The organism is Flagellimonas baculiformis, assembly GCF_033441575.1.
In the GTDB taxonomy this organism is placed as follows: Bacteria; Bacteroidota; Bacteroidia; order Flavobacteriales; family Flavobacteriaceae; genus Flagellimonas; species Flagellimonas baculiformis.
The window spans coordinates 287,946-311,802 of the sequence record NZ_JAUZVW010000003.1 but is presented as its reverse complement, the minus strand read 5'-3'; the positions used below and the strand labels follow the sequence as shown (position 1 = coordinate 311,802).

Here is a 23,857-nt window from a genome sequence, read left to right as displayed (position 1 = left end):
ATAAAAATAAAAAAGGCTCCCGTTTTGCGGGAGCCTTTTGAAAAGAAAACTTACTGTTTCCTTATTATTTTACCAAGTTGATTTCAACTCGTCTGTTTTGGGTTCTACCAGCAGCTGTATTGTTGGTTGCAATAGGCTTGGACTCACCGTAACCAATTGCAGACAATCTGTTGGAAGCAATTCCTTTGTCAATCAAGAAAGTTCTTACTGAATTAGCTCTTTCTTCAGAAAGTTTTTGGTTCAAGCTCTCACTACCAACGCTATCAGTGTGACCTTCTACAGTGAACTTGGCATTAGGATACTCGTTCAAGATTTGGATGATGTCAACCATTACAGAAGTAGATTCTGCTTTGATGGAAGATTTACCAGTATCGAACAAGATAGTCCTAGCGTAGTCGTTCAATTGCTTCTGAACTTCTTCAGTTACTTCTGGGCAACCATTGTTGGCAACAGTACCGGCAACATCTGGACATTGATCGTCTTTGTCAAGAACACCGTCACCGTCTTTATCTGGCCATGGGCAACCTTTGTTGGCAGAAGGACCAGCTTCGTTAGGACAAGCGTCATCCTTATCGGCAACACCGTCACCGTCAGCATCAGGACATCCGCCTAGAGCAGGAAGACCAGCTTCGTTAGGACAAGCGTCATCCTTATCGGCAACACCGTCACCGTCAGAATCAGGACATCCGTTCATTTCTTTGGAACCAGCTTCGTTAGGACAAGCATCTTTTGAATCTTCGATACCGTCACCGTCAGAATCAGGACATCCGTTGAAAGCTTCCAAACCAGCTACTTCTGGACAAGCATCGTCTTTGTCGTAGATACCGTCACCATCAGTGTCAGTACCACCAAACTTGATGCTAAGACCAGCCAAGTGTTGGAAATGCTTCACCAAGTAATCTTCGAAAGCGTGCTTGTACTGGGTTTGAAGGGTCAAACCGATGTTTTCGGAAAACCAGATGTTCAAACCAACACCTCCGTTTGCAGTACCAGCTCCAATTTCGTCAACCCAAGTGTAACCACCACCGATTTCGATGAAAGGATCAAGGGTTGTGTTCTTTAGGAAGTTATATTTGATGGTACCATCTATAGCGTAGTGTGAAAGGTCATCTACAGAAGCATCACCGATTTTCTCGATTCTGTTCAAGGAACCTCTAGCTCCAACAGAGAATCCGTCACCGATGTACTTGGACACACCAACGTAAGATACAGAAGGCAAGATGTTCCAGTGGTCAGAGACGTTGAAGTACTCATCGAACAATGTAGTACTAGAAAACGGGTTGTTTTCATCATTGGTAGGATAAGCATCTATTGCATTCACTCCAATGCTCACTTGCCATGGATTATTCTCGTCTTGCGCTTGTATGCTGTTAAACCCTACAAATACTAGGGCAACAACCAATAATTTGCTAAGATGTTTCATGCTCAAAATTTTAAGTTTAAGTGTTTATCAGCTGCAAATGTAAGTTGTTAAAAACTATTAACAAAATCAAATATTCTTTTTTTTTAACGCATTACGTGGAACTTTTATAGCATTTAAACTATTTTTAGAGATTTTCCAACTTTTATGAATGCATTTATTGCATGGTCCAAATGATGCTTTTCGTGGGCGGCCGATAATTGTACCCGTATCCTTGCCCTTCCCTTGGGAACCACCGGATAGAAGAAACCGATGACATAAATCCCTTCTTCCAAGAGCATATCGGCCATTTTTTGGGAGAGTTTGGCATCGTATAGCATTACGGGCACAATGGCCGAATCCCCATCAATGATGTCAAAACCGGCTTTTTTCATTCCTTTTTTGAAATATTCCGTATTGCTCTGGAGTTTGTCGCGCAGCGAAGTGTCCTTGTCCAACATCTCAAAGACCTTGATGGACGCCCCCACAATCGCCGGTGCCAATGAATTGGAGAACAAATAGGGTCGGGAACGCTGGCGAAGTATCTCGATGATTTCCTTTTTTCCTGTGGTGTAGCCACCCATGGCACCTCCCAAGGCCTTGCCCAAGGTTCCGGTAATGATGTCGATGCGGTCCATGACGCCCTTTTCTTCCAAGGTTCCACGGCCTGTTTGGCCAATGAAACCCGCAGCGTGGCATTCGTCTATCATGACCATGGCATCATACTTATCGGCAAGGTCACAGATCTTGTCCAATGGTGCCACAAGTCCGTCCATGGAAAAGACCCCGTCGGTCACAATGATCTTGAACCGTGCACCATCTTTCACACTTTGCTTCAACTGCTCCTCCAGGTCGGCCATGTCATTATTGGCATACCTGTAACGCATGGCCTTGCACAACCGCACCCCATCTATGATGGAGGCATGGTTCAGCGAATCGGAAATGATGGCATCCTCAGCGGTCAGCAACGGCTCGAACACCCCACCGTTGGCATCGAATGCTGCTGCATATAATATGGTATCTTCTGTGCCATAGAAATCGGCGATCTTTTGCTCCAGTTCCTTGTGGATGTCCTGTGTGCCACAGATGAACCTTACGGATGACATCCCAAAGCCGTGCGTGTCCATGGCATCCTTGGCCGCTTGGATCACATCAGGGTGGGAGGACAGGCCCAAATAGTTGTTGGCGCAGAAGTTGATGACCTCATGCCCTGTGGAAATTTTGATAACGGCCCCTTGGGGAGAGGTAATGATCCGTTCTTTTTTATACAGGCCCGCTTCTTCAATTTCTTTCAACTCTTGGGCCAAATGTTCTTTGATTTTACCGTACATATCTTTAATTCGTTTTACACAAAAATAGGTTCTATTTGCTGGTCAATATAAACAATAATGGAATGTTTGATGGTATGGCCCATTTCTTTCAGGACATCGGCATATTGGGCAATCTGTTCTTTGTGGGATGGGGAGGGCTTGCCTGTTTTATAGTCGATGATGGTGGCCTCGTTTCCGGAAATGACCATCCTGTCCGGGCGTAGCGAAGGGCCGTTTGCCGTGAGGATTTCCTGCTCGTTCCATATTTGGGGGCCATCCTGAAAGAAAGCTTGCAATTTGGGATGGTCCACCACGGCCATGATTTTTTGTTTGATGTCAACAGCAGCCTCTTTTGAGCAATGCCCTTCCCGCTCCAGCCGCTCCAGAACAGGGTCAACATCGGCCACCGTCCGGATTTGACTCAATGCAAAATGGACAAGATTCCCCAGTTCAATGGCCTCCATGCGCCCGTCGTCCCATAAACGACCCGATTTGGTGGAAATGGTGAATGCCGTATCGGCTTTGGGGCGGGTGATGTATTGGATATGGTTTTCGTTGGAAATGGTTGGGGCACTGGCCTGTTCTTTTTTGGGGAACGTTCCGATGGTATAAACCCCAGGTCCATTTTCAGGAATGCTCTTTTGCTGGATGTACCACAGAAAAAGGTCGGTATATGAAGTGGCCGACTCAATGGCAGGAATGGTCTTGGCCGTTTCCGTGATCACGAACAGCCCTTTTACCGGACGGGTCAGGGCCACGTAGAGCACGTTCATCGAATCCAACAAGGTTTTCTGCTCTTCCTCCAGATATTTGAGTTGGGCAATCTCATTGTACTCCAACATATCCTTATTGTTGTTGATGAGAAATTCATCCAGGCCCAAATCCGTTTCATTTTGGGGAACGGGCACCCACGATTTCTTTTTCTTCCGCTTATCGTCCAGCAGGGCATTGGCAAAAGGAAAGATTACAAAGGGAAATTCCAGGCCCTTGGCCTTGTGTATGGTCATGATCTTTACCGCATCCACGCCATCGGGTGCAGCTATGGACAACGATTCTTTTTTTACCTCCCAATAAGCAAGGAAGGCATAGATGCTGGGGCCTTCCCTTTTTTCAAGATCCAGGACCTCGTCCATCAAAAACGAAATATGGGCCACGGAGCCTTCGGCGAGGCCAAAATGTACAATGGCCTGCTCCAGAATGTTGAAAACGGACTCTCCTTTCAGTCGGTCGATATGGAAGCCATACCCGTTGGCCAGAAAATGGGCCACATGCTCCAGATTTTTCGAAATGATTTGGTGCCTTTCCGCATTTTCTTTGGACAGGTACAATAGAATATGGTATGCCGCATCCCGATCCTGCATGTTTTCAAAGATCCGGAGGATGGAGATCAAAAAAGTCACTTTTTCGTTGTTGTCCAGCAACAGGGCATCCGAGGAAATGATGGGGATGTTCTGCTGCGCCAAGAAATCGGCCAGTACCATTCCTTTTTTATTGTCCCGAACCAACACGCAGATGTCCGAGAACGCATGGCCTTCCAAAGTAATGTTCCGGATGGTTTCCAATATTTGGGCACAATAGGCCTCATCCTTGTTTTCCATGTCCTTGTCCAAAAAGGACAGTTGCACATAACCGCCGGGTCGGTGGTTCGTCTTTTGGTGTGAGTCGTTCAAAAAGAGGTTCCGATAATCCTCATTGCCAAGGACAGGCGCCACTTCTGTAAAAAAGCCATTGTTGAAGTTCACAATTTCGTCACAGCTCCTCCAGTTGGTGTCCAGGGAATAGATACTGGGCTGCACGGCAAAAGGATGTGCCTTTCCGTTGAGCAGGTCGAGGAACTGTTCGGCCCGTCCGCCCCGCCATCGGTAAATGGCCTGTTTCACATCGCCCACCAAAAAAAGGGAGCCACGCTCCTGCCATTCGGTCTCGCTCTCCAATGCGTTGCCGATCAGTGGCACCAAATTGTCCCATTGCATTTTGGAGGTGTCCTGGAACTCATCTATGAAATAATGCCGATACTTTTCGCCCATCCGTTCATAAATGAAAGGCACGGGTTGGTCCTTGATCTCTTTGGAGAGGATGGAATTGAGGGAGGAAATGGGAACAATGTCCCTATCCAGCTCAATGTTCTTGATCTCTTTGGCAATTTCGTTCAAGACCGTCATGGGTACGATGTTGCCATATACATTTTTCAGATAGCTGTGCCGATAGACGAGTTGCTTGATGGCCACATAGTGCTCCAAAATGAAAACGGCCAGGCCGGACACATCCCTTTTATCCGCAGCTTTGAGCAATTTCCCATCAACAAGATTGCTTTCCAAGGTTTTACTCGTATAGATGTTTTTGGGGTTGCATTCGCCATCCACCATTTTTTGGAAATGGTTGGGCAGCGTTTGTCGGGGAAAATCGGCCATGTCGAACCCTTGGTGTTCTATTTCCTGGAGCACATTTTGGGCAAGTTGTTTTATCTTTTCTTCGATGGCCTTGTTTTCCGATGCCAGTCGTTGTTGGATGTCCTGAAAATCCCCTATGGTCTTGGTACGCAATGGACCTATGTGTTCCGCATGGTTTTCCTGGAACAACAGTTTCCCGATTTCCACAAGGTCATAGGCAATGTTCCAGCTTTTGTCGTCATCGATTTTCTCGAGGGAGAAGGCGATCAGGACCTCGGTCAGTTTTTCATCATCCCCGGCCCGTTCCAGCAATCTTCCCACGGCCTCTTCCAAAAGCAGGTCCAGATTCAGCTCTACCTCAAAGTTCTGCGACAGTTGCAGGTCACGGGCAAAGGTCTTGATGATCTTGTGGTTGAACTTGTCAATGGTCGATATCTCAAAAAAAGAGTAATTGTGGAGAATGCGTTTCAAGATCAACGAGGCCTTTTTTCGCAATTGCTCTTCGCTCAGGGAAAGTTCATCACAAAGTGATTGGAAGAGACCCATTTGTTTTTCGGGCACGGGGCCCTGTCCAAAAGCATAGAGATTGTCCAAGATACGGGTCTTCATTTCGTCCACGGCCTTGTTGGTAAAGGTAATGGCCAAAATCTGCCGGAACTTCGAAGGGGAATCGTTGGACAGCAACAATTTGATATACTCCTTGGCCAGGGCATAGGTCTTGCCCGAACCTGCCGACGCACTATATATTTTAAAATGTGATGCCTCCAAGGAGATTTTTGTTGCAAAATACGGATTCCGAGCTTTAACTTAACAGGGATTTAGCGGAATATGTTTGTTAAAACCCGTATTTTTACAGGAATTAAGTACTAACATAAAAACACAAATATTATGGCTTTTGAATTACCAAAGTTACCGTATGCGTACGACGCACTGGAACCACATATAGACGCTAGGACCATGGAGATCCACCATACCAAGCACCACAATGGCTACACGACCAATTTGAACAATGCCATTGCAGGCACCGATTTGGAAGGAAAGGACATCATGGATATCCTGTCCAACTTGGATTTGAACAACGGTGCCGTGCGAAACAACGGTGGAGGGTTTTATAACCACTCGCTTTTCTGGGAAGTGATGTCCCCCAACGGAGGTGGCACACCCAGCGGAGATCTTGCCACGGCCATCAATGACGCTTTTGGCTCTTTTGATGCCTTCAAGGAAAAATTTGCCGCAGCTGCTGCAACCCGTTTTGGGTCCGGATGGGCTTGGCTATGCGTGAATAAAGGTGGAAAATTGGAAATCTGCTCCACACCCAATCAAGATAACCCCATCATGCCCAACGTAGGTTGCGAAGGACAACCCATTTTGGGGTTGGATGTTTGGGAGCATGCCTATTATTTGAACTACCAGAACAGAAGGGCGGATTATATTTCGGCCTTTTTCAATGTGGTGAACTGGGACAAGGTTTCAGAAAACTATAAGGCCGCCAAATAGCGGAAAAAACATTCCTTAAAATGAAAAGCCGTGCACTTGTGCACGGCTTTTTTGTTTCTAAACCATTGATAAATAGAAAAGGGCGAGGAAGCCCTCGCCCTTTTCGTCCCAAATCTTACCATAAACTTAACCTACTTATGCTATGGCGGGACTAAAATACTGGTATTGTGAGAAATAACAAAGGCTTTTGGGGAAATTTTTGCTTTTTGTGGAAAAAAGAAAACGTGCAGTTCGTCGATAAAATGGATAAATCCTTGGTAGTCAAACATAAAGAAGGCGGAGCATGCTCCGCCTTCTTTCCCCAAATCTTACCATGAACTTAACCTACTTATGCTATGGTCCTCCAAAAGTACACCAAGGGGCACCTGTACCGATAAATTTTTGGATGAAACTCTCTTAAATGCGTTGAAGTGTACAACTTGGGCCAATAATTGACATTTGTCAAGAAAAGAAGTGATTTTTGAGGTTGGGGATGGTAGAAAATAAAAAAGGTGGAATTTCTTCCACCTTTTTTGCCCCAAATCTTACCATGAACTTAACCTACTTATGCTATGGCAATACTAAAGTAGGATTGTGTCCTGCCCATCGTATAAAAACCCGCTAATCTACTCGTTTCATCGATGAAATGCACACTCTTATATGGGTCAATGGATAATAGAATCAATAAGCCCTTTCGTTCTTCCCTTCAAAGAAGTTGATGAAGGCCCGGTTCACCACGCGGTTACCGCCAGGAGTGGGATAATCCCCTGTGAAATACCAGTCTCCAAGGTTTTTGGGGCAGGCCTCGTGGAGGCTTTCCACGGTCTGGTAGATGATATCCACTTCGGCCTTTATCCCTTCAGGACTCAAGATCTCGGCAATCTTTTTGGAAATCTGCTCCGGTGTGAACGGGGCATAGAATTCCTTCACATAATTGACGACGTCCTTGTCCTTGGATTTCAACTGCGTAAGGCATTTTTCGTAGATCTCCTTGATCTTGTGCGTGGTCCCTTGCTCTTCGTGCAGGGCCTGGGCAGCCTTGAAGGCCACAAAGTCCTCCAATTTTGCCATGTCGATACCGTAGCAATCCGGATAACGGATCTGCGGTGCGGAGGAGACCACGATGATTTTCTTGGGCGAGAGCCTATCCAATATTTTTAGGATGCTTCTTTTTAAGGTGGTCCCCCTCACGATACTGTCATCTATGATGACAAGGTTGTCGGTCTCCTTCACAGAGCCATACGAAATATCGTAAACGTGGGTCACCAGATCGTCCCGGTTGCTATCTTGGGTGATAAAGGTACGCAGCTTGGCATCCTTTATGGCCACTTTCTCAATGCGTGGCCTTACATCCAAGATCTGATGGAGCTGCTCCCCTGTCATATTGGGCCCGAGGGCCAAAATCTGTTCCTCCTTCTTTTTGTTGAGATAGCTCTGGGCCTCTTTTACCAAACCAAAGAAAGAAGTTTCGGCGGTGTTGGGGATATAGGAGAACACGGTGTTGGCCAAATCGTCATTTATCGACTTCAGGATCTGCGGGAAGACCAATTTCCCCAACATTTTTCGTTCCTGATAGATTTCCTTGTCACTACCACGGGAAAAATAGATGCGCTCAAAGGAGCAGGCCTTGCGCTCCAAAGGTTCCAAAATCTCCTTGATGGAGACGGAGCCGTTTTTCTTTACGATGATGGCGTGCCCGGGGTCCAATTCCATGACATCTTCAAACTTTACATTGAAAACGGTCTGGATCACGGGCCGTTCCGAAGCGACCACCACCACTTCATCATCCTTATAATAATAGGCGGGTCGGATACCAGCGGGATCACGGACGACAAAACCATCCCCGTGACCCAAAAGACCACCCATGGTGTAACCGCCGTCCCAGTTTTTGGCGGCCTTTCTCAAAATTTTGGCCACGTTCAGCCGTTCGGCGATCAATGGAGAAGCTTCCCTTTTATTGTATCCTTCCTTTTTGATCTGTTTGTAGAGTTTGGCCACGGCATCGTCCAAAAAGTGACCGATCTTTTCCATAACGGTCACGGTGTCGGCCAGTTCCTTGGGATGCTGTCCAAGTTCTACCAAGTTGCCAAAAAGTTCATCAACATTGGTGAGGTTGAAGTTGCCCGCAACAATAAGGTTACGGTGCATCCAATTGTTCTGCCTCAAAAAAGGGTGAACGCTCTCAATGCTGTTTTTCCCAAAAGTACCATAGCGCACGTGTCCCATCAAAAGTTCACCGATATAGGGAATGTTCTTTTTCTGCCAGGCAACATCATCATCGTGTCCCGGATTTTCGGCAAGGGTGGTATTGATGCGCGAATTGATCTGATCAAAAATATCCTGGATGGGCTGCTGTTGGGCAGATCGCACCCGGCTCATGTAGCGCTCTCCCGGTTTCATGTCCAGCTTTATGCTTGCAAAACCGGCACCGTCCTGTCCGCGGTTGTGCTGCTTCTCCATCATCAGGTACATTTTGTTCACTCCATAGAAAGCTGTACCGTACTTTTCCTTGTAGTATTCCAGGGGTTTAAGCAAACGGATCAGTGATATTCCGCATTCGTGCTTAATGGCATCACTCATAACAAACCAAATAAAAAAAGCCCCGAAAATCTCAGGGCGGGTATTTATGTTAATTCAATATTGAACTGTGTCAATTCCTTAAACTGCATCAAACGGGCCTCCACCTCGTGTTTTTTCAGTTCCACCATGCGTTCGGTGCCAAAGCGTTCCACACAAAAGGAAGCCAAATTGGAACCGTGAATGATGGCATTTTTCATGCTCTCGAACGAAATGTTCCGGGCCATGGTGAGGTAACCTGCAAAACCACCGGCAAAGGTGTCCCCGGCACCGGTCGGGTCAAAAACCTCTTCCAAAGGAAGAGCGGGCGCAAAGAAAACATCGTTTTCATGGAACAAAAGTGCTCCATGCTCCCCTTTTTTGATGACCACATACTTGGGGCCCATCTCTTGGATCTTTGCAGCGGCCTTCACCAGGGAATATTCCTTGGTCATTTGTCGGGCCTCCTCATCATTTATGGTGATCACGTCTATTTTGGCGATTACGTCCATAAGCTCATCCCATGTGTGGTTCATCCAAAAGTTCATGGTGTCCAGTATGATAAGCTTTGGTCGTTCTTCCATCTGATTAATTACACTCATTTGGATATTGGGGTGCAGATTTCCCAACATGACCACGTCGGCATCCTTATAATCCGTGGGGACAATGGGATTGAAGTCGGCCAAGGTGTTCAGCTCGGTCACCAACGTATCCCTTGAATTGAGATCGTTATGGTATTTGCCCTGCCAAAAGAAAGTCTTGCCCCCTTTCACCACTTCCACACCGGAAAGGTCGATGTCCCTATCCTTCAAAATATCCATGTATGCTTCGGGAAAATCCTCGCCCACCACGGAGACGATGGCGGAGCGTACCTTGAACTGGGTCGCGGCCAGTCCGATGAACGTTGCGGCACCTCCCAAGATCTTGCCTGTTTTTCCAAATGGGGTCTCAATGGCATCAAAGGCCATACTTCCCACAATCAGCAATTTGCCCATTCGTTAAAATTTGGTGCAAATATACGTTTTGATATTCCATATTGGAATCATTGGTGAAGGATTTAAGAAAAGAGGGTGGATACACGTTCAACCCAAGCTTAAGTTCAAATTCAGTTCAAGGATGTTTTTTAAGGACAAGATTTTTCCAAGTCTTATGTCTTACATCTTTTGCCTGAAGTCTCATAACTTCATTTCCGGCCAAAATCCGCGGGGATTTCACCCCATGCCTTGGTCTCCCATTTCACGATGGGGGTGGTGTACCTGTTCTTTTTCAGCCAGTCCTCTGCCCTTTGGATGAGCTCAAAAAGTTGTGCGTTCTTGGCCGTCTTTTCCAGTTTGGTGCCGCATTTGCCCTTTCGGACCCAACCGATGGCAATCCTGGAATCGGAATACAAGATCCGATCGCTCTTTTTCTGCTTTAAAAAAGCAAGACCGTGCACCAATGCCAAGAATTCGCCCACATTACTCGTTCCCTGCTCAAAGGGTCCTTGGTGGAACAGTACTTTTTTGGTCTTGGTGTCCACGCCGCGGTACTCCATTTTGCCCGGATTGCCACTGGAAGCAGCATCCACTGCAATGGAGTTATAGTTGGGTTCACCTATTTTCAATAACTCTTGAGGCGAAAGTTCCGATTTGCCTTTTGTGGTACCTTTATAATCCGAGTAATTGCCATTGTAGGCCTTTTTGGCCTCGGCGAAGGAGGAAAACGACTTGTATTGGGCACCCTTGAACCCGTCTATCTGCGCCTTGCAGTCGGCCCAGGTCTCAAAAATTCCTGAGTGTTTGCCCTTCCAGACTACATAAAACTTCTTCTTCGCCATTTATATAAGGAGTTTTTCGATCACCTTCGGGAAATGCTCATATTCCAATTGGTGTACTTTCTCGGCAATGCTATCGGGGTTGTCAGAGGGTTCCACAGCAGTTTTCGCTTGGAAGATGATGGTCCCTTCATCATAATGTTCATTCACATAATGAATGGTAATGCCGGTTTCCGTATCACCATTTTCTTTTACTGCCTGATGCACCCGTTCCCCATACATGCCCTTGCCTCCGTATTTGGGCAATAGCGCAGGGTGTATGTTGATGATCTGGGTGGGATAGGCATCTATGATATTTTGGGGAATCTTCCAAAGGAAGCCTGCCAGCACGATGAGGTCCGTCCCAAGGCCCTTGAGCAACCGGACCACGGCATCCGATGCCATAAAAGCGGATCGGTTGAAGTAAAAGGCGGGGACCTGTAGCCTATCGCACCGCTCCAATACCTTTGCCGAGCTTTTGTTGGTGAGCACCGCAACGACTTCGACCTGTGTATTTTCCTTGAAATGGGCAATGATGTTCTCTGCATTTGAGCCACTGCCCGATGCCAAGATAACAATTCGTTTCATGGGTTAGGAATTGACGTGATTTTGGATTAACTTCAGGCGGCTAAAGTAATGTACTGAGCCTTAAGATGTTTAATTTGGGACACATTTTATCGACAAATAGTGTATTTAATCCAAAGTTTTATATTTTTGCCAACGATTAAATTTTTAAAACCACAATAATTATGTCAGACATTGCATCAAGAGTAAAGGCTATTATCGTTGATAAACTGGGTGTTGATGAGAATGAGGTTGTAGCTGAAGCTAGCTTTACCAACGATCTAGGTGCGGATTCCTTGGACACTGTTGAACTTATCATGGAGTTTGAGAAAGAATTTGATATCCAAATACCTGATGATCAAGCAGAGAATATCGCCACTGTTGGTCAGGCCATTAGCTATATAGAAGAAGCTAAATAATTTTATGATATATCGCTAAAGATTTTAAATTATCCATGTGGTGATTATCGCATGGATAATTTTTTTTATAATTTAGGTCTAAAGGGTAAAAAAATAGTTCAATGCAGTTAAAGCGAGTTGTGGTTACCGGAATGGGGGCGCTTACTCCAATAGGCAACAATTTGGAGGCCTATTGGGAAGGACTACGGACCGGAAAGAGTGGTTCTGCACCCATCACATATTTCGATACCGATAAGTTCAAGACAAAATTTGCCTGCGAGCTGAAAGGGTATAACCCCGAAGATTATTTTGATCGTAAGGAAGCAAGAAAACTGGACAGGTTTGCGCAATATGCCCTTGTCTCTTCGGATGAGGCCATTGCAGACTCTGGAATTGACCTCAATGTTGTGGACAAGTTCAGGGTAGGTGTAGTCTGGGGAGCCGGGATCGGCGGATTGGAAACCTTCCAAAATGAGGTGATCGGGTTTGCCGAAGGAGATGGCACACCCCGTTTCAACCCCTTCTTCATCCCAAAAATGATCGCGGACATCGCACCAGGGAACATTTCCATCAAGCATGGGTTCATGGGGCCAAACTATACAACGGTTTCGGCCTGTGCATCGGCGGCCAACGCCATGATCGATGCGCTCAACTATATCCGTTTGGGCCATTGCGACGTTATCGTGACCGGAGGAAGTGAAGCTGCCGTTACCATGGCAGGTATGGGTGGTTTCAATGCCATGCATGCCCTTTCTACCCGAAACGAAAGTCCAGAAACAGCATCCAGACCTTTTGATGCCACACGTGACGGTTTTGTTCTTGGAGAAGGTGCAGGTGCACTGATCTTGGAAGAATACGAACACGCCAAGGCAAGAGGGGCGAAGATCTATGCCGAAGTACTCGGCGGAGGTCTTTCCAGCGATGCCTATCACATGACCGCCCCGCACCCTGAAGGTATCGGTGTGGTGAAAGTAATGGAAAACTGTCTGCAGAATGCAGGTCTGAAACCTGAGGACGTGGACGCTATCAATACACACGGGACATCTACTCCACTGGGCGATGTGGCCGAGCTCAAGGCCATTTCCAAGGTGTTTGGTGCGCACGCGCCCAACATCAACATCAATTCCACCAAGTCAATGACCGGGCACTTGCTCGGAGCGGCAGGGGCCATTGAGGGCATTGCCTCCATTTTGGCCATGGAACACGGGATGGTGCCACCGACCATCAACCATAGTGTGGTGGACGATCAGATCGATCCTTCGCTCAACCTGACGCTGAACAAGGCACAGAAAAGGGAAGTGAACGTGGCCATGAGCAATACGTTTGGTTTTGGCGGACACAATGCGTGTCTCGTATTCAAAAAATTGGGGTAGTTTTGTAACATGAAATTCACCTCCAAAATATTCAATTCCCATCCCAGCTCGGATGGGGATTTTTTTTTGGGAATGAAAAAGGTGCTGGGTTTCAAACCCAAGAACCTGGAAATCTATAAAAAGGCATTTCTTCACCGTTCCGTCAATAAAAAAGACGCCCAGGGAAATCCCATGAACTATGAGCGCTTGGAGTTTTTGGGAGATTCCATGTTGGGGACAATCATATCAAAACACCTATACAACGAAGTGCCCGAAGGGGACGAGGGCTATTTGACCAAAATGCGCTCCAAGGTGGTGAGCCGCAAACACCTGAACGAACTGGGAAAGGATCTGGGGCTTTTGCGTTTTGTGGAGAGCAGGATACCCAAGACCCATTTTGGGGAGAACATCCATGGCAACGTATTCGAGGCGCTCATAGGGGCCATTTATTTGGACAGAGGTTATGCGTATTGCGAAAAGTTCATCCATGAAAGGGTCATAGAGCCCTATGTGGACATCGAGCAATTGGAAGGCAAGGTCATCAGTTACAAGAGCTTGGTGATCGAGTGGTGCCAAAAACAAAAGACGCCGTTCAGCTACAATGTGTATGAGGATACGGGCAATGACGAGCTGAAACATTTTGCCGTGAAACTGACCATTGGCGGCCGGATTTTGGCCAAGGCAAGGGCAACCTCCAAAAAGAAGGCCGAGGAAAAGGCATCGAAACGAGCTTATTTCGCCCTTCAGAACAAAATCGAAAACCAATAGCATTAAAAAAAGGTAAACTCAATCGTTTTCGATAGGCTTTACAAGTGTATTGTATTGCATTGACTAGGCATTCAATTGGATTAAGAGTATATTTACAATTCGTGTTAAGGGCATGATGACAACACATCGGATATCGGCAGACTTATATGACGATAGTTTCAGGCTCATCGCCATACACAGTGATTTGGAAGATTATGCCATGACCTATGCCATAAATTCCAAATGCGGATTGTATTTGAAAAGGATGAAAATAGACCTTCACCTTGATGAAAATCTATCTTTTTCTGTGTTTGATTGGGACGATGGGATGAACGACATTTACTGGACGCTGATCTCGAACAAATGTGTGGTCGAGGAAGTTATACCTTCAGGAGGTCTGTTTGAGAACAACATTTCCGCAAGGACCGATCATTTGATCAAGGAACGAAAAGAGATCGATTATTTCCTAAAAGTGGAAGCGGCCGACGAGGCCACACTTTCCCAAAAACTAAGGGACATCAAAAAGATAGACAAGGTCATAACAGCATACCCTTTGGAAACACAGACATTAAAATCAAAAAGAAACTTAATCTTTTAACAATGCCAACTAGAAAGAAGACTAAAATTGTAGCAACCTTAGGACCTGCCACCAGTAAAAAGGAAACCCTCAAGGCGATGATCGAGGCAGGTGTGGATGTTTTTAGGATAAACTTTTCCCATGCGTCTTACGATGATGTAGCGGAAAGGATCAGAATGATACGGGAACTGAATGAGGAGTTGGAGATGAACACATCCATTCTTGCGGACCTTCAAGGGCCCAAGTTGAGAGTAGGTGTGATGGGCGAGGAAGCCGTTGTTGCCCCAGGCGACGAAGTCACTTTTGTCACAGGGGAGCCGTTTGAAGGGAACGCACAAAAGGTGTATATGAACTATCAAAATTTCCCTAAGGACGTAAAACCAGGGGAGCGTGTCCTTCTGGACGACGGAAAGCTCATATTTGAAGTAAAGTCCACCAACGGGGAGAACGAGGTAAAGACGACCGTGATCCAAGGAGGCCCCTTGAAATCCAAAAAGGGAGTGAACCTGCCCAATACGGACATTTCCCTTCCTGCACTTACCAAGAAGGACATCAAGGATGCCATTTTTGCCATAGGGCAGAAGGTAGATTGGATGGCCCTTTCCTTTGTGCGCCACGGTCAGGACCTTATCGATTTGCAAGAACTCATCAAAGAGCACTCCGATCATAAAATCCCGATCATTGCCAAGATAGAGAAACCCGAAGCGGTGGAGAATATTGATAAAATTGTCACACACTGCGACGGCCTTATGGTGGCCCGTGGAGATTTGGGTGTGGAAGTGCCCGCCCACGAGGTTCCTTTGATCCAGAAAAAGCTTGTGCTCAGGGCCAAAAAAGCCAGGATACCCGTTATCATTGCGACCCAGATGATGGAGACGATGATCACCAGCCTTACGCCCACCCGTGCCGAAGTGAACGACGTGGCCAACTCGGTCATGGACGGGGCAGATGCCGTGATGTTGTCCGGGGAGACTTCGGTAGGGAACTATCCTGTACAAGTAATCGAAAGAATGGCAAGCATCCTGACCAGTGTGGAAAACTCCAGCTTGATCAAGGTGCCACAGACACCGCCGCATGTCAGGACCAATAGGTTCATTACCAAATCGGTATGTTACCATGCAGCCCTGATGGCGAATGAAATTGAGGCAAAAGCCATTTCCACACTTACGAACAGTGGATATACCGCTTTTCAGATATCGGCTTGGCGACCCAGTGCACATATTTTGGTGTTCACCTCCAACAAAAGGATATTGACCCAGTTGAACCTGCTTTGGGGGGTCAAGGCCTTTTATTATGACAAGTTTGTGTCCACTGACCAGACCATAGAAGATGTGAACCAGTTGGCCTGCAAGAAAGGTTATTTGGAAGTTGGGGACATGTTGGTCAGCTTGGCGGCCATGCCCATCAAGGCGAAAGGAATGGTGAACACCCTTAGGGTGACCGAGATTACAAGCTGCAACTTTTAAGGGTACAGTATACCATACATAATAACGGGATCATAAGTTCTTTGGGGACTTGGGTCCCGTTTTTTTGTGCCCGGTGCAGCTGTAAGTTTAGCAGGGACGGCTAGACTAATTTTTCAATTGACACCAAACCACACATGAGGTACGAGTACACCGATCAAAAATTAGGGGCCATTCTGGGTCTTACCGAAGACTTTAAAAGTGACGAAGACCGTTTTTCCGACACCTCGAAGACCATCAAGTTTTTATGGAACAGAAATGAGCAGGCACTGACCATTGAGGTGGACGGAGTGCCGTTAGAACTTTTGCCCAACCAGTTGATTACGGTCACCTATTTGCAGCATGTGTCCCTCGCCAAGACCATGTTGCCGCTTTCGGTCATTCTTTTCAATAGGGAGTTCTATTGTGTTTTTGACCATGACAGTGAGGTTTCCTGTAATGGGATTTTGTTCTTTGGCACGCAGGATGTCCCCATCATCACTTTGTCGAAGGAACATCAGTCCAAGTTCAACTTGTTGTATGATATGTTCGTGGAGGAATTTTCCACCCCCGACAATATTCAGGGCGATATGCTCCAGATGCTCTTGAAACGCCTCATCATCATGGGCACCCGATTGGCCAAGGAACAACTCATCGTCCAAACACTGGACAATGAACAGATAGATACCATCCGGAGGTTCAATTTTTTGGTGGACCTGCACTATAAGACCAAAAGGAGGGTCAGCGATTATGCCGACATGCTCTTCAAGTCGCCCAAAACACTCTCCAATCTGTTTGCCATCTACAACCAAAAATCTCCACAGCAGATCATTTTGGACCGTATTGCCTTGGAAGCAAAGCGACTGATCAACTATACCGATAAGCAAAACCAAGAAATTGCCTTTGAATTGGGGTTCAATGACCCGGCCCATTTTAGCCGTTTTTTTAAAAAAATGACCCAAATGACCCCCTCCGAATACCGCGGAAACCCCTTTTTGGGGGCTTAAGGGAAAATTGGGCAAGCCATCGGGAAATCGTTCCTAACCCTTACCTCTTCTTTCGCAGCATCTTTGCCATGTAATTCAAATCAAGGTAAAAGATGAAAGCAATGGACAGACCCATTTTCAATCTCATTGAGATTTTTCGGGAGATGCGCAGAACCGCACCGCCAGCTGTAAGTGTTGCAGAACACTGCGAGCAAAAACACCATCACGATTACTACTGTGATGCGGAAAAACCCTATGTACAAAAATCATAATCAGTATAAACAGTTAAAATTTGAAAATCATGAGCACATTCAATGTACCCACAAGAGAAGAAGTAAGTCCGGCCAATCAGGCCATTTTTGACAACCTTAAAAAATCGTTGGGATTTGTCCCCAACCTGTATGCCACCTTTGCCCATTCGGAAAACGCATTGGGGAACTATTTGACCTTTGCCAATGCGAAGACTTCCCTTAGGGCCAAAGAAAAGGAAGTGGTAAACTTGGCCGTAAGCCAGGTCAATGACTGTCTGTATTGTTTGGCAGCCCACACGGCCATTGGCAAAATGAACGGTTTCACCGATAGCCAGATCTTGGAACTCAGGGCAGGTAAAGCCTCTTTTGACAACAGACTGGACGCTTTGGCAAAATTGGCCAAGAACATCACCGAGAACAGGGGAATTGCCAGCCCTGGTGTTGTGGATAATTTCTTCGCAGCAGGATGGACCAAGGAAAACCTGATTGATACCATAGTGTTGGTGGGGGACAAGACCATCTCCAACTATATCAACAACGTGGTGGACACACCTATCGACTTCCCAGAAGTGCAACCTTTGGAAGAAGTGGAAGCCTAAGAATAGGTAGGACAACAAAAAAGAAAACCCTTTCAGTATTGTGAAAGGGTTTTTTTATTCCAGCTCCGTGAACAAGGAAGGAGCTATGCTCTTGGCCATGTAGATGGGCCAATCGTTCTTGAACAGATGGCTTTCGGTGATGGCGCTCTCGTACAGCAAATAAAGCCCTCCCGAGGTTTTTTCCATTTCGGCACGGGACAGGTTGGGAATGTTCTCCCCAACAACTTCGCCCAAGAACAACAACAGATCTTTCTTGTGTTTCTGGATGACGCCAAGTATCTTTTTTTGATCCGGGGAAAGTTCCCCAAGGGTTTTTTGGCCCCAACAACCCTGGAAGTTTTCGTCACGGTACATGTCCTGCAAGAGGTCAAAAATGGCCAACAACTGGGCTTTGCCTTTCTTTTTTAGCCCAACATAGCTCTTTAGGGAGGCCATAAAAGCGTCGTGCCGTTGCTCCAGATAGGCCACACAGATGTCTTCTTTGGATTTGAAGTGCCCGTAGAGCGTCGCCTTGGCAATGTCACACTTCTCAATGATCTCATTGATCCCCGTTGAATTATAACCCTGTACGTAGAACAGGTTGCCCGCTGTGGTAATGATATGTTGGTGCAATTCAGGACGCTGCATGCTTACAAATTTAACAAAAAGGAATATACCAAAAGTGTTGATAGATGTTTGCTGGGGAGATTGTGCCATAAATAAGGTTTTCGAGGGCATTCACTTCATTTATAGGTAAGCTAACTGATTAAAATCGTGTGGATTGTAAACTATTTCATATCTTGTTGTATTCAATTTTATCAATCAAACAATTAAATCTTTTTCAATGAAAAAATTACTTCTGGCCCTGATCATGGGCCTATTGTTCTGTCCTGTGAACTATGGGCAGAGTTTTCAGTTCAAAGCAGATGACATAGACATCGCTTACAAAAAGTACACCTTGGAAAATGGACTTACCCTTTTGGTGCATGAGGACCACAAGGCGCCCATAGCTGCCGTAAATGTGTGGTACCACGTAGGGTCCAAAAACGAAAAGCCCGGCAAGAGTGGTTTTGCCCACCTATTTGAGCATTTGATGTTCAATGGAAGTGAGAACTACAACACCGACTATTTTCAAGCCTTGGAGAGTATCGGCGGAACCGATCTTAATGGGACCACCAACACGGACAGGACCAACTATTTTCAGAATGTCCCCGTTTCCGCGCTGGACCAAGTACTGTTTCTGGAGTCTGACCGAATGGGGCATTTGCTGGGTGCCATTGACCAAGCAAAACTGGACGAGCAGCGAGGGGTCGTACAAAACGAAAAAAGACAGGGCGAGAACCAGCCCTACGGGATGCAGTGGGATTATTTGACCAAGGCGATGTACCCGAAAGGCCACCCCTATTCCTGGACAGTGATCGGGGAAATGGAAGACCTGAACGCAGCTTCCTTGGAAGATGTGCAAGACTGGTTCAAATCGTATTATGGAGCGGCCAATGCCGTGGTTGCCGTGGCAGGTGACATCGATGCGGAAGAAGTCCATCAAAAAGTGATCAATTATTTCGGGGACATTCCTTCGGGCCCTACTGTGGAACGGCAAGAAGTGAACATTCCCAATAAGGTCTATGATTCCCGGCAGGTATATGAGGACCGAGTTCCGGAAACCCGGGTGCTGTTTGCATGGAACACCCCCCAGTTTGGATCTAGGGAAGACCTTCATTTTGACCTGATATCCTCCATCCTCACGAGTGGAAAAAATTCCAGGTTGTACCAAAAGTTCATATATAAGGACCAGTCGGCCAGTGCGGCGGTCTCTTTCCAATCCTCCAGCGAAATAGCCAGCGAATTCATCACGTGGCTGAACGTAAAACAGGGCCAAGACCCTGCAAAATTGGAAAAGGAACTTTGGGAGGAAATTGACAGGTTCATCAAGGAAGGCCCGACCGAGGAAGAACTCAAAAGGGTAAAGGCCAGTTATTTTGCCAATTTCATCAAAGGATTGGAACGCATAGGAGGCTTTGGTGGGGTTTCCGATATCCTCGCATCCAACCAAACCTATCACAAAGATCCGGCCTACTATAAAACACAATTGAAATATGTTGAGGAGGCCACCATTGCCGATCTGAAGAATACTGCCGCCAAATGGCTTTCCAAAGGAAAACACGTCCTGATCTGCAATCCCTTCCCAGAATATGGCATTGTGGAATCCTCTGTGGACAGAAGCAAACTGCCCGAATTGGGTCCCCAAAAAAGCTCCCAATTCCCGCAATTGCAGCGTACCCAACTTTCCAATGGGCTCAATGTGGTTTTGGCCCAACGCAAGGGAGTGCCCACCATTGTGATCAATTTGGTCGCGGATGCAGGGTACAAGACCGATTACCTCTCCAGCCCCGGTACGGCCAAGTTGGCCATGAACTTGATGGATGAAGGCACCAAGGACAAAGATGCCTTGGAGATCAATGAGGAACTCCAATTGTTAGGGGCATCATTGAGCACTTTTTCCAGTCAGGACGAATCCAATGTGTACATGACCACCCTGAAACCGAGCTTGGATGCCAGTTTGGATCTCTTTTTGGACGTGGTGCTCAACCCCGTATTTCCTGAAAAGGAATTTGAACGGTTGCGCAACGAACAGATCAACGACATCAAACAGGAAAAATCGCAACCCATCACCATGGCTTTGAGGGTGATGAACAAATACCTGTATGGGGAAGATCATCCATACAGCAGCCCCTACACCGGAACAGGATATGAGGACACCGTTTCAAAACTGACCAGACAAGACGTGGTAAATTTTTATAACACTTGGTTCAAGCCGAACAACTCTACGATCATCGTGACAGGGGACGTGGAGATGAACGAGTTGAAATCCAAATTGGAAAAAACATTGGGCAAATGGAAGAAGGGCGATGTGCCCAAGATCACCTTCAACGCACCCAAAACCGATTCCAAGAATACCCTTTACCTGATGAACAGGCCAGAGTCGCAACAATCGGTGATCTTGGCAGGGCACTTGACCGAAAAGTATGGGGATGTTTCCGAAATCGCTTTGGAGCAAATGGTGAACATTCTTGGAGGCGACTTCACTTCAAGGATCAATATGAACTTGCGTGAAGACAAGCACTGGTCCTATGGGGCTGGAGGTTTTGTGATAGGTTCCAAAGAAGCACGTCCTTTCATAGTGTATGCTCCCGTGCAGACCGATAAGACCGCAGAATCCGTGACGGAGATCAGAAAGGAAATTTCAGAATTTACCTCCACACGGCCCGCGACCAAGGAAGAGCTTGAAAAAGTGAAGACCAATCAAGTGCTAAAACTTCCCGGCCAGTGGGAGACCAATAGCTCTGTGAACAGCTCGGTTAGAAATTTGGTCCGATATAACCTGCCTGATGATTATTACCAAAAGTATGATCAAAATGTAAGAAATCTTTCGGTGGATGACATCAAGCAAGTGAGCAACCAGGTCGTAAAACCAGAAAAGATCAATTGGTTCATGGTGGGCGATAGGGCCGAGATTATCAACAAGCTAGATGCACTTGGTTTTGACAACATCGTGGAAATCGACGCGGATGGAAATCCGAAGACCCCGACGGTCAAACCGATGGAAAAGGATATTAAAAATTAAATATTGGAGGCTGTCCAGAAGCTCTGAAATTTTGACTCTGTCAGTTCGAGCGCAGTCGAGAACCTAAAGTGGTTTTAGCAATCAATGGGTTTCGACTGCGCTCAACCTGACAAAACCAAAGTTTTGCCACTTTTTAAACAGCCTCTTCTTTTTTAGAAGTCAAATTTGAGCTGAACCGATACCGTTTCTTTTTGGGGTTCTTCCTTTTTCTTTTTTTCGGTGTTGAGGTTGGCCAGTGAAATACCCAGCAATCGGACCGAGTTTTCCAAGGCAGATTGGTAGAGGAGCTCTTTGGCCGTTTCGAGGATGAGATCCTTGCTCGCCACATAGTACGGGAGCGTTTTGCTACGTGTCTGGAGGGTAAAATCGCTGTATTTGATCTTCAGGGTGACCGTTTTACCGGCTATTTTGGATATTTGAAGCCTTCTTTCCAACTCTTGGGCGATATGGTCCAGCTTTTCCAGCATAAAGACCTCACTGCTCAGGTTTTCGAAAAAAGTGCGCTCGGCCCCCACCGATTTTGGGATACGGTGCGGTTTCACGGCACTGTGGTGAATGCCGCGGACCACGTTGTAGTAGAATTTCCCACTCTTCCCAAAATGACCGTCCAGAAACTCCAGGGACTTTTCTTTGAGGTCCTTTCCCGTGAAAATGCCCAATTTGTACATTTTTTCGGCAGTGACCTTTCCCACCCCATAGAACTTTCGGATATCGAGCTCCTCCAAAAATTGAATCACCTCTTCGGGGTTCACCGTCTTTTGACCGTTGGGCTTGTTATAATCACTGGCTACCTTGGCGATGAACTTGTTGATGGAGATTCCGGCAGAAGCCGTCAAACCTGTTCTGTCCCATATTTTTTGACGGATTTCCTTGGCGATGAGGGTCGCGGAGGGGTTCCCGACCTTGTTTTCGGTCACGTCCAGATAGGCTTCATCCAAGGAAAGGGGTTCCACAAGGTCGGTATATTCCAAAAAAATGCGGCGGATCTGTTTGGAGACCTCTTTGTAGCGGTCAAAACGGGGTTTCACAAAGATGAGGTCCGGACAGTTGCGCTGGGCCAAATAGCCCGACATGGCACTGCGCACCCCAAACTTTCTGGCCTCATAACTGGCGGCAGAGACCACCCCGCGAGGCGAACCCCCACCAACGGCAACAGGTTTGCCCTTCAGTTCTGGATTGTCCAGCTGTTCCACGGAAGCATAGAACGCATCCATGTCCACATGAATGATTTTTCTGAAGGGGAAATCGAAATCCATACCCAAATTTAGGGTATATTTAGTTTGATGGAACATCTGGAAATAGAACGGAAATTTTTGGTCACCTCGGATGCCTATAAGCAATCGGCCACATCCCAGACCCGTATTGTGCAAGGATTCTTGAACACCGACCCAAGTCGGACCGTGCGGGTCAGGATCATGGGGGAAAAGGGTTTTTTGACGGTGAAAGGGGCTTCCAACGATTCGGGTACCACCCGTTTTGAATGGGAAATAGAAATCAGTACGGCAGAAGCCACCAATTTGATCGATCTATGTGAAACCGGGATATTGGAAAAACACCGTTTTGAAGTGCCCCGCGGGAAACACATTTTTGAAGTGGATGAGTTTTTGGGGGAGAACAGGGGCCTCATTGTGGCCGAAGTGGAACTCGAACACGAGGATGAACCTTTTGAAAGACCCGAGTGGCTTGGGGAAGAGGTCACTGGTCAACGAAAATATTACAATTCCCAATTGAGCAAAACACCTTTCAAGGAATGGTAACATCACTCAAAAGACCAGTTTTCATCAATCTATTGTGTCTGGTCTCCGCCAGTTTGGCCATCTATTTTGAGATGTCAGGAAACAGGGAAATCTATGTTTTCCTAAAACCTTTGACTACGATATTGATCATGTCACACCTCTTTTTTCTTCCCAATACTCCGTTCAGGAACGGGATTTTGGCAGCACTGTTTTTCTGCTTGGTGGGCGATGTGCTGTTGCTCTTTGAAGCATACTTCGTTTATGGGTTGGCCACTTTTCTGGTGGGTCATGTACTTTTTGCCCTTGCATTCATCAGGCACAAGGGATTTTATCTCCATTGGGGTTCGTTTGTGGCCCTGTTCGGAATTGCAGCGGTCTTATTTTTTTGGTTGAAACCCGATTTGGGGGCGTTTATGGTGCCCGTAGCACTTTATGTCCTTGTTATCTCGTTCATGGCCTGGCAGGGTATAGGAACTTTTTTAAGGGACCGGGGAAAAGCATACCAATGGATTGCCTTAGCGGTGCTGTTGTTCATGTTCTCCGATACCATGATAGCCATAGCAAAGTTCAAATCGCCCTTCTACCTGTCCAGCTTGGTCATTTTAGGGACCTATTGGCTCAGCATAGCCTTGATTGCCAATGCGACCTATCAGATTGTCACCAAACAGAAAGGGTAAC

At 46.6% G+C, this 23,857-nt stretch carries 21 protein-coding genes; 12 read left to right on the top strand and 9 right to left on the bottom strand.

Annotated features, from left to right (window positions below; all coding sequences use genetic code 11):
- Positions 1-64: 64 nt before the first annotated feature.
- From SD450_RS06355 to SD450_RS06345, 3 genes are all read right to left on the bottom strand, one after another.
- The gene (locus tag SD450_RS06355; protein WP_318343792.1) at positions 65-1,423 is read right to left on the bottom strand and encodes an OmpA family protein; all 1,359 of its coding nucleotides are present in this window, start codon (positions 1,421-1,423) and stop codon (positions 65-67) included.
- 113 nt (positions 1,424-1,536) lie between these two features.
- Positions 1,537-2,730: a glycine C-acetyltransferase gene (gene kbl, locus SD450_RS06350; RefSeq protein WP_318343791.1), complete on the bottom strand. Its 1,194-nt coding sequence runs from the start codon at positions 2,728-2,730 to the stop codon at positions 1,537-1,539.
- Between the two features lie 14 nt (positions 2,731-2,744).
- Complete coding sequence (locus SD450_RS06345; protein ID WP_318343790.1) at positions 2,745-5,867, bottom strand: UvrD-helicase domain-containing protein; 3,123 nt, start codon at positions 5,865-5,867, stop codon at positions 2,745-2,747.
- A gap of 120 nt (positions 5,868-5,987) precedes the next feature.
- Between SD450_RS06345 and SD450_RS06340 the strand changes: the two genes are divergently transcribed.
- Positions 5,988-6,596, top strand: coding sequence for a superoxide dismutase (locus SD450_RS06340; protein ID WP_318343789.1), 609 nt, complete (start codon positions 5,988-5,990; stop codon positions 6,594-6,596).
- A gap of 660 nt (positions 6,597-7,256) precedes the next feature.
- Here SD450_RS06340 and SD450_RS06335 read toward each other — a convergent pair.
- The 4 genes from SD450_RS06335 to purN form a co-directional block, all read right to left on the bottom strand.
- Complete coding sequence (locus SD450_RS06335; protein WP_318343788.1) at positions 7,257-9,155, bottom strand: amidophosphoribosyltransferase; 1,899 nt, start codon at positions 9,153-9,155, stop codon at positions 7,257-7,259.
- A 44-nt stretch (positions 9,156-9,199) separates the two neighbouring features.
- Positions 9,200-10,126, bottom strand: a complete 927-nt coding sequence (locus SD450_RS06330) for a PfkB family carbohydrate kinase (RefSeq protein ID WP_318343787.1) — start codon at positions 10,124-10,126, stop codon at positions 9,200-9,202.
- Positions 10,127-10,314: 188 nt separating this feature from the next.
- Positions 10,315-10,947, bottom strand: coding sequence for a ribonuclease H family protein (locus tag SD450_RS06325; protein WP_318343786.1), 633 nt, complete (start codon positions 10,945-10,947; stop codon positions 10,315-10,317).
- Complete coding sequence (gene purN, locus SD450_RS06320) at positions 10,948-11,511, bottom strand: phosphoribosylglycinamide formyltransferase (RefSeq protein ID WP_318343785.1); 564 nt, start codon at positions 11,509-11,511, stop codon at positions 10,948-10,950.
- 161 nt (positions 11,512-11,672) lie between these two features.
- Between purN and SD450_RS06315 the strand changes: the two genes are divergently transcribed.
- The 8 genes from SD450_RS06315 (at position 11,673) to SD450_RS06280 (ending at position 17,839) form a co-directional block, all read left to right on the top strand.
- Entirely contained in the window at positions 11,673-11,906 is a 234-nt protein-coding gene (locus SD450_RS06315) for an acyl carrier protein (RefSeq protein WP_009778413.1), read from the top strand.
- A 101-nt stretch (positions 11,907-12,007) separates the two neighbouring features.
- Positions 12,008-13,258: a beta-ketoacyl-ACP synthase II gene (fabF, locus tag SD450_RS06310; protein WP_318343784.1), complete on the top strand. Its 1,251-nt coding sequence runs from the start codon at positions 12,008-12,010 to the stop codon at positions 13,256-13,258.
- A 9-nt stretch (positions 13,259-13,267) separates the two neighbouring features.
- The gene (gene rnc / locus SD450_RS06305) at positions 13,268-14,005 is read left to right on the top strand and encodes a ribonuclease III (protein ID WP_318343783.1); all 738 of its coding nucleotides are present in this window, start codon (positions 13,268-13,270) and stop codon (positions 14,003-14,005) included.
- Between the two features lie 112 nt (positions 14,006-14,117).
- Complete coding sequence (locus SD450_RS06300; RefSeq protein ID WP_108422423.1) at positions 14,118-14,582, top strand: IPExxxVDY family protein; 465 nt, start codon at positions 14,118-14,120, stop codon at positions 14,580-14,582.
- A 2-nt stretch (positions 14,583-14,584) separates the two neighbouring features.
- Positions 14,585-16,027, top strand: a complete 1,443-nt coding sequence (pyk, locus tag SD450_RS06295) for a pyruvate kinase (protein WP_318343782.1) — start codon at positions 14,585-14,587, stop codon at positions 16,025-16,027.
- Positions 16,028-16,161: 134 nt separating this feature from the next.
- Positions 16,162-17,010, top strand: coding sequence for a helix-turn-helix domain-containing protein (locus SD450_RS06290; RefSeq protein WP_318343781.1), 849 nt, complete (start codon positions 16,162-16,164; stop codon positions 17,008-17,010).
- A 92-nt stretch (positions 17,011-17,102) separates the two neighbouring features.
- Entirely contained in the window at positions 17,103-17,261 is a 159-nt protein-coding gene (locus SD450_RS06285) for a hypothetical protein (protein ID WP_318343780.1), read from the top strand.
- 29 nt (positions 17,262-17,290) lie between these two features.
- Positions 17,291-17,839, top strand: coding sequence for a carboxymuconolactone decarboxylase family protein (locus tag SD450_RS06280; protein ID WP_318343779.1), 549 nt, complete (start codon positions 17,291-17,293; stop codon positions 17,837-17,839).
- A 54-nt stretch (positions 17,840-17,893) separates the two neighbouring features.
- On the opposite strand, the gene SD450_RS06275 is transcribed toward SD450_RS06280, so the two are convergent.
- Positions 17,894-18,466, bottom strand: coding sequence for a TetR/AcrR family transcriptional regulator (locus tag SD450_RS06275; protein WP_318343778.1), 573 nt, complete (start codon positions 18,464-18,466; stop codon positions 17,894-17,896).
- Positions 18,467-18,662: 196 nt separating this feature from the next.
- Here SD450_RS06275 and SD450_RS06270 point away from each other — a divergent pair, with 196 nt between their 5' ends.
- On the top strand, positions 18,663-21,443 hold the full coding sequence (locus tag SD450_RS06270) for a M16 family metallopeptidase (protein WP_318343777.1): 2,781 nt from the start codon (positions 18,663-18,665) through the stop codon (positions 21,441-21,443).
- Positions 21,444-21,595: 152 nt separating this feature from the next.
- On the opposite strand, the gene dinB is transcribed toward SD450_RS06270, so the two are convergent.
- Positions 21,596-22,699, bottom strand: a complete 1,104-nt coding sequence (gene dinB / locus SD450_RS06265; protein WP_318343776.1) for a DNA polymerase IV — start codon at positions 22,697-22,699, stop codon at positions 21,596-21,598.
- 27 nt (positions 22,700-22,726) lie between these two features.
- On the opposite strand from dinB, the gene SD450_RS06260 reads away from it, so the two are divergent.
- Entirely contained in the window at positions 22,727-23,200 is a 474-nt protein-coding gene (locus SD450_RS06260; protein ID WP_318343775.1) for a CYTH domain-containing protein, read from the top strand.
- Complete coding sequence (locus tag SD450_RS06255) at positions 23,194-23,856, top strand: lysoplasmalogenase (RefSeq protein WP_318343774.1); 663 nt, start codon at positions 23,194-23,196, stop codon at positions 23,854-23,856. Before SD450_RS06260 ends, SD450_RS06255 begins: the two co-directional genes overlap by 7 nt.
- The last annotated feature ends 1 nt before the right edge of the window (position 23,857 follow it).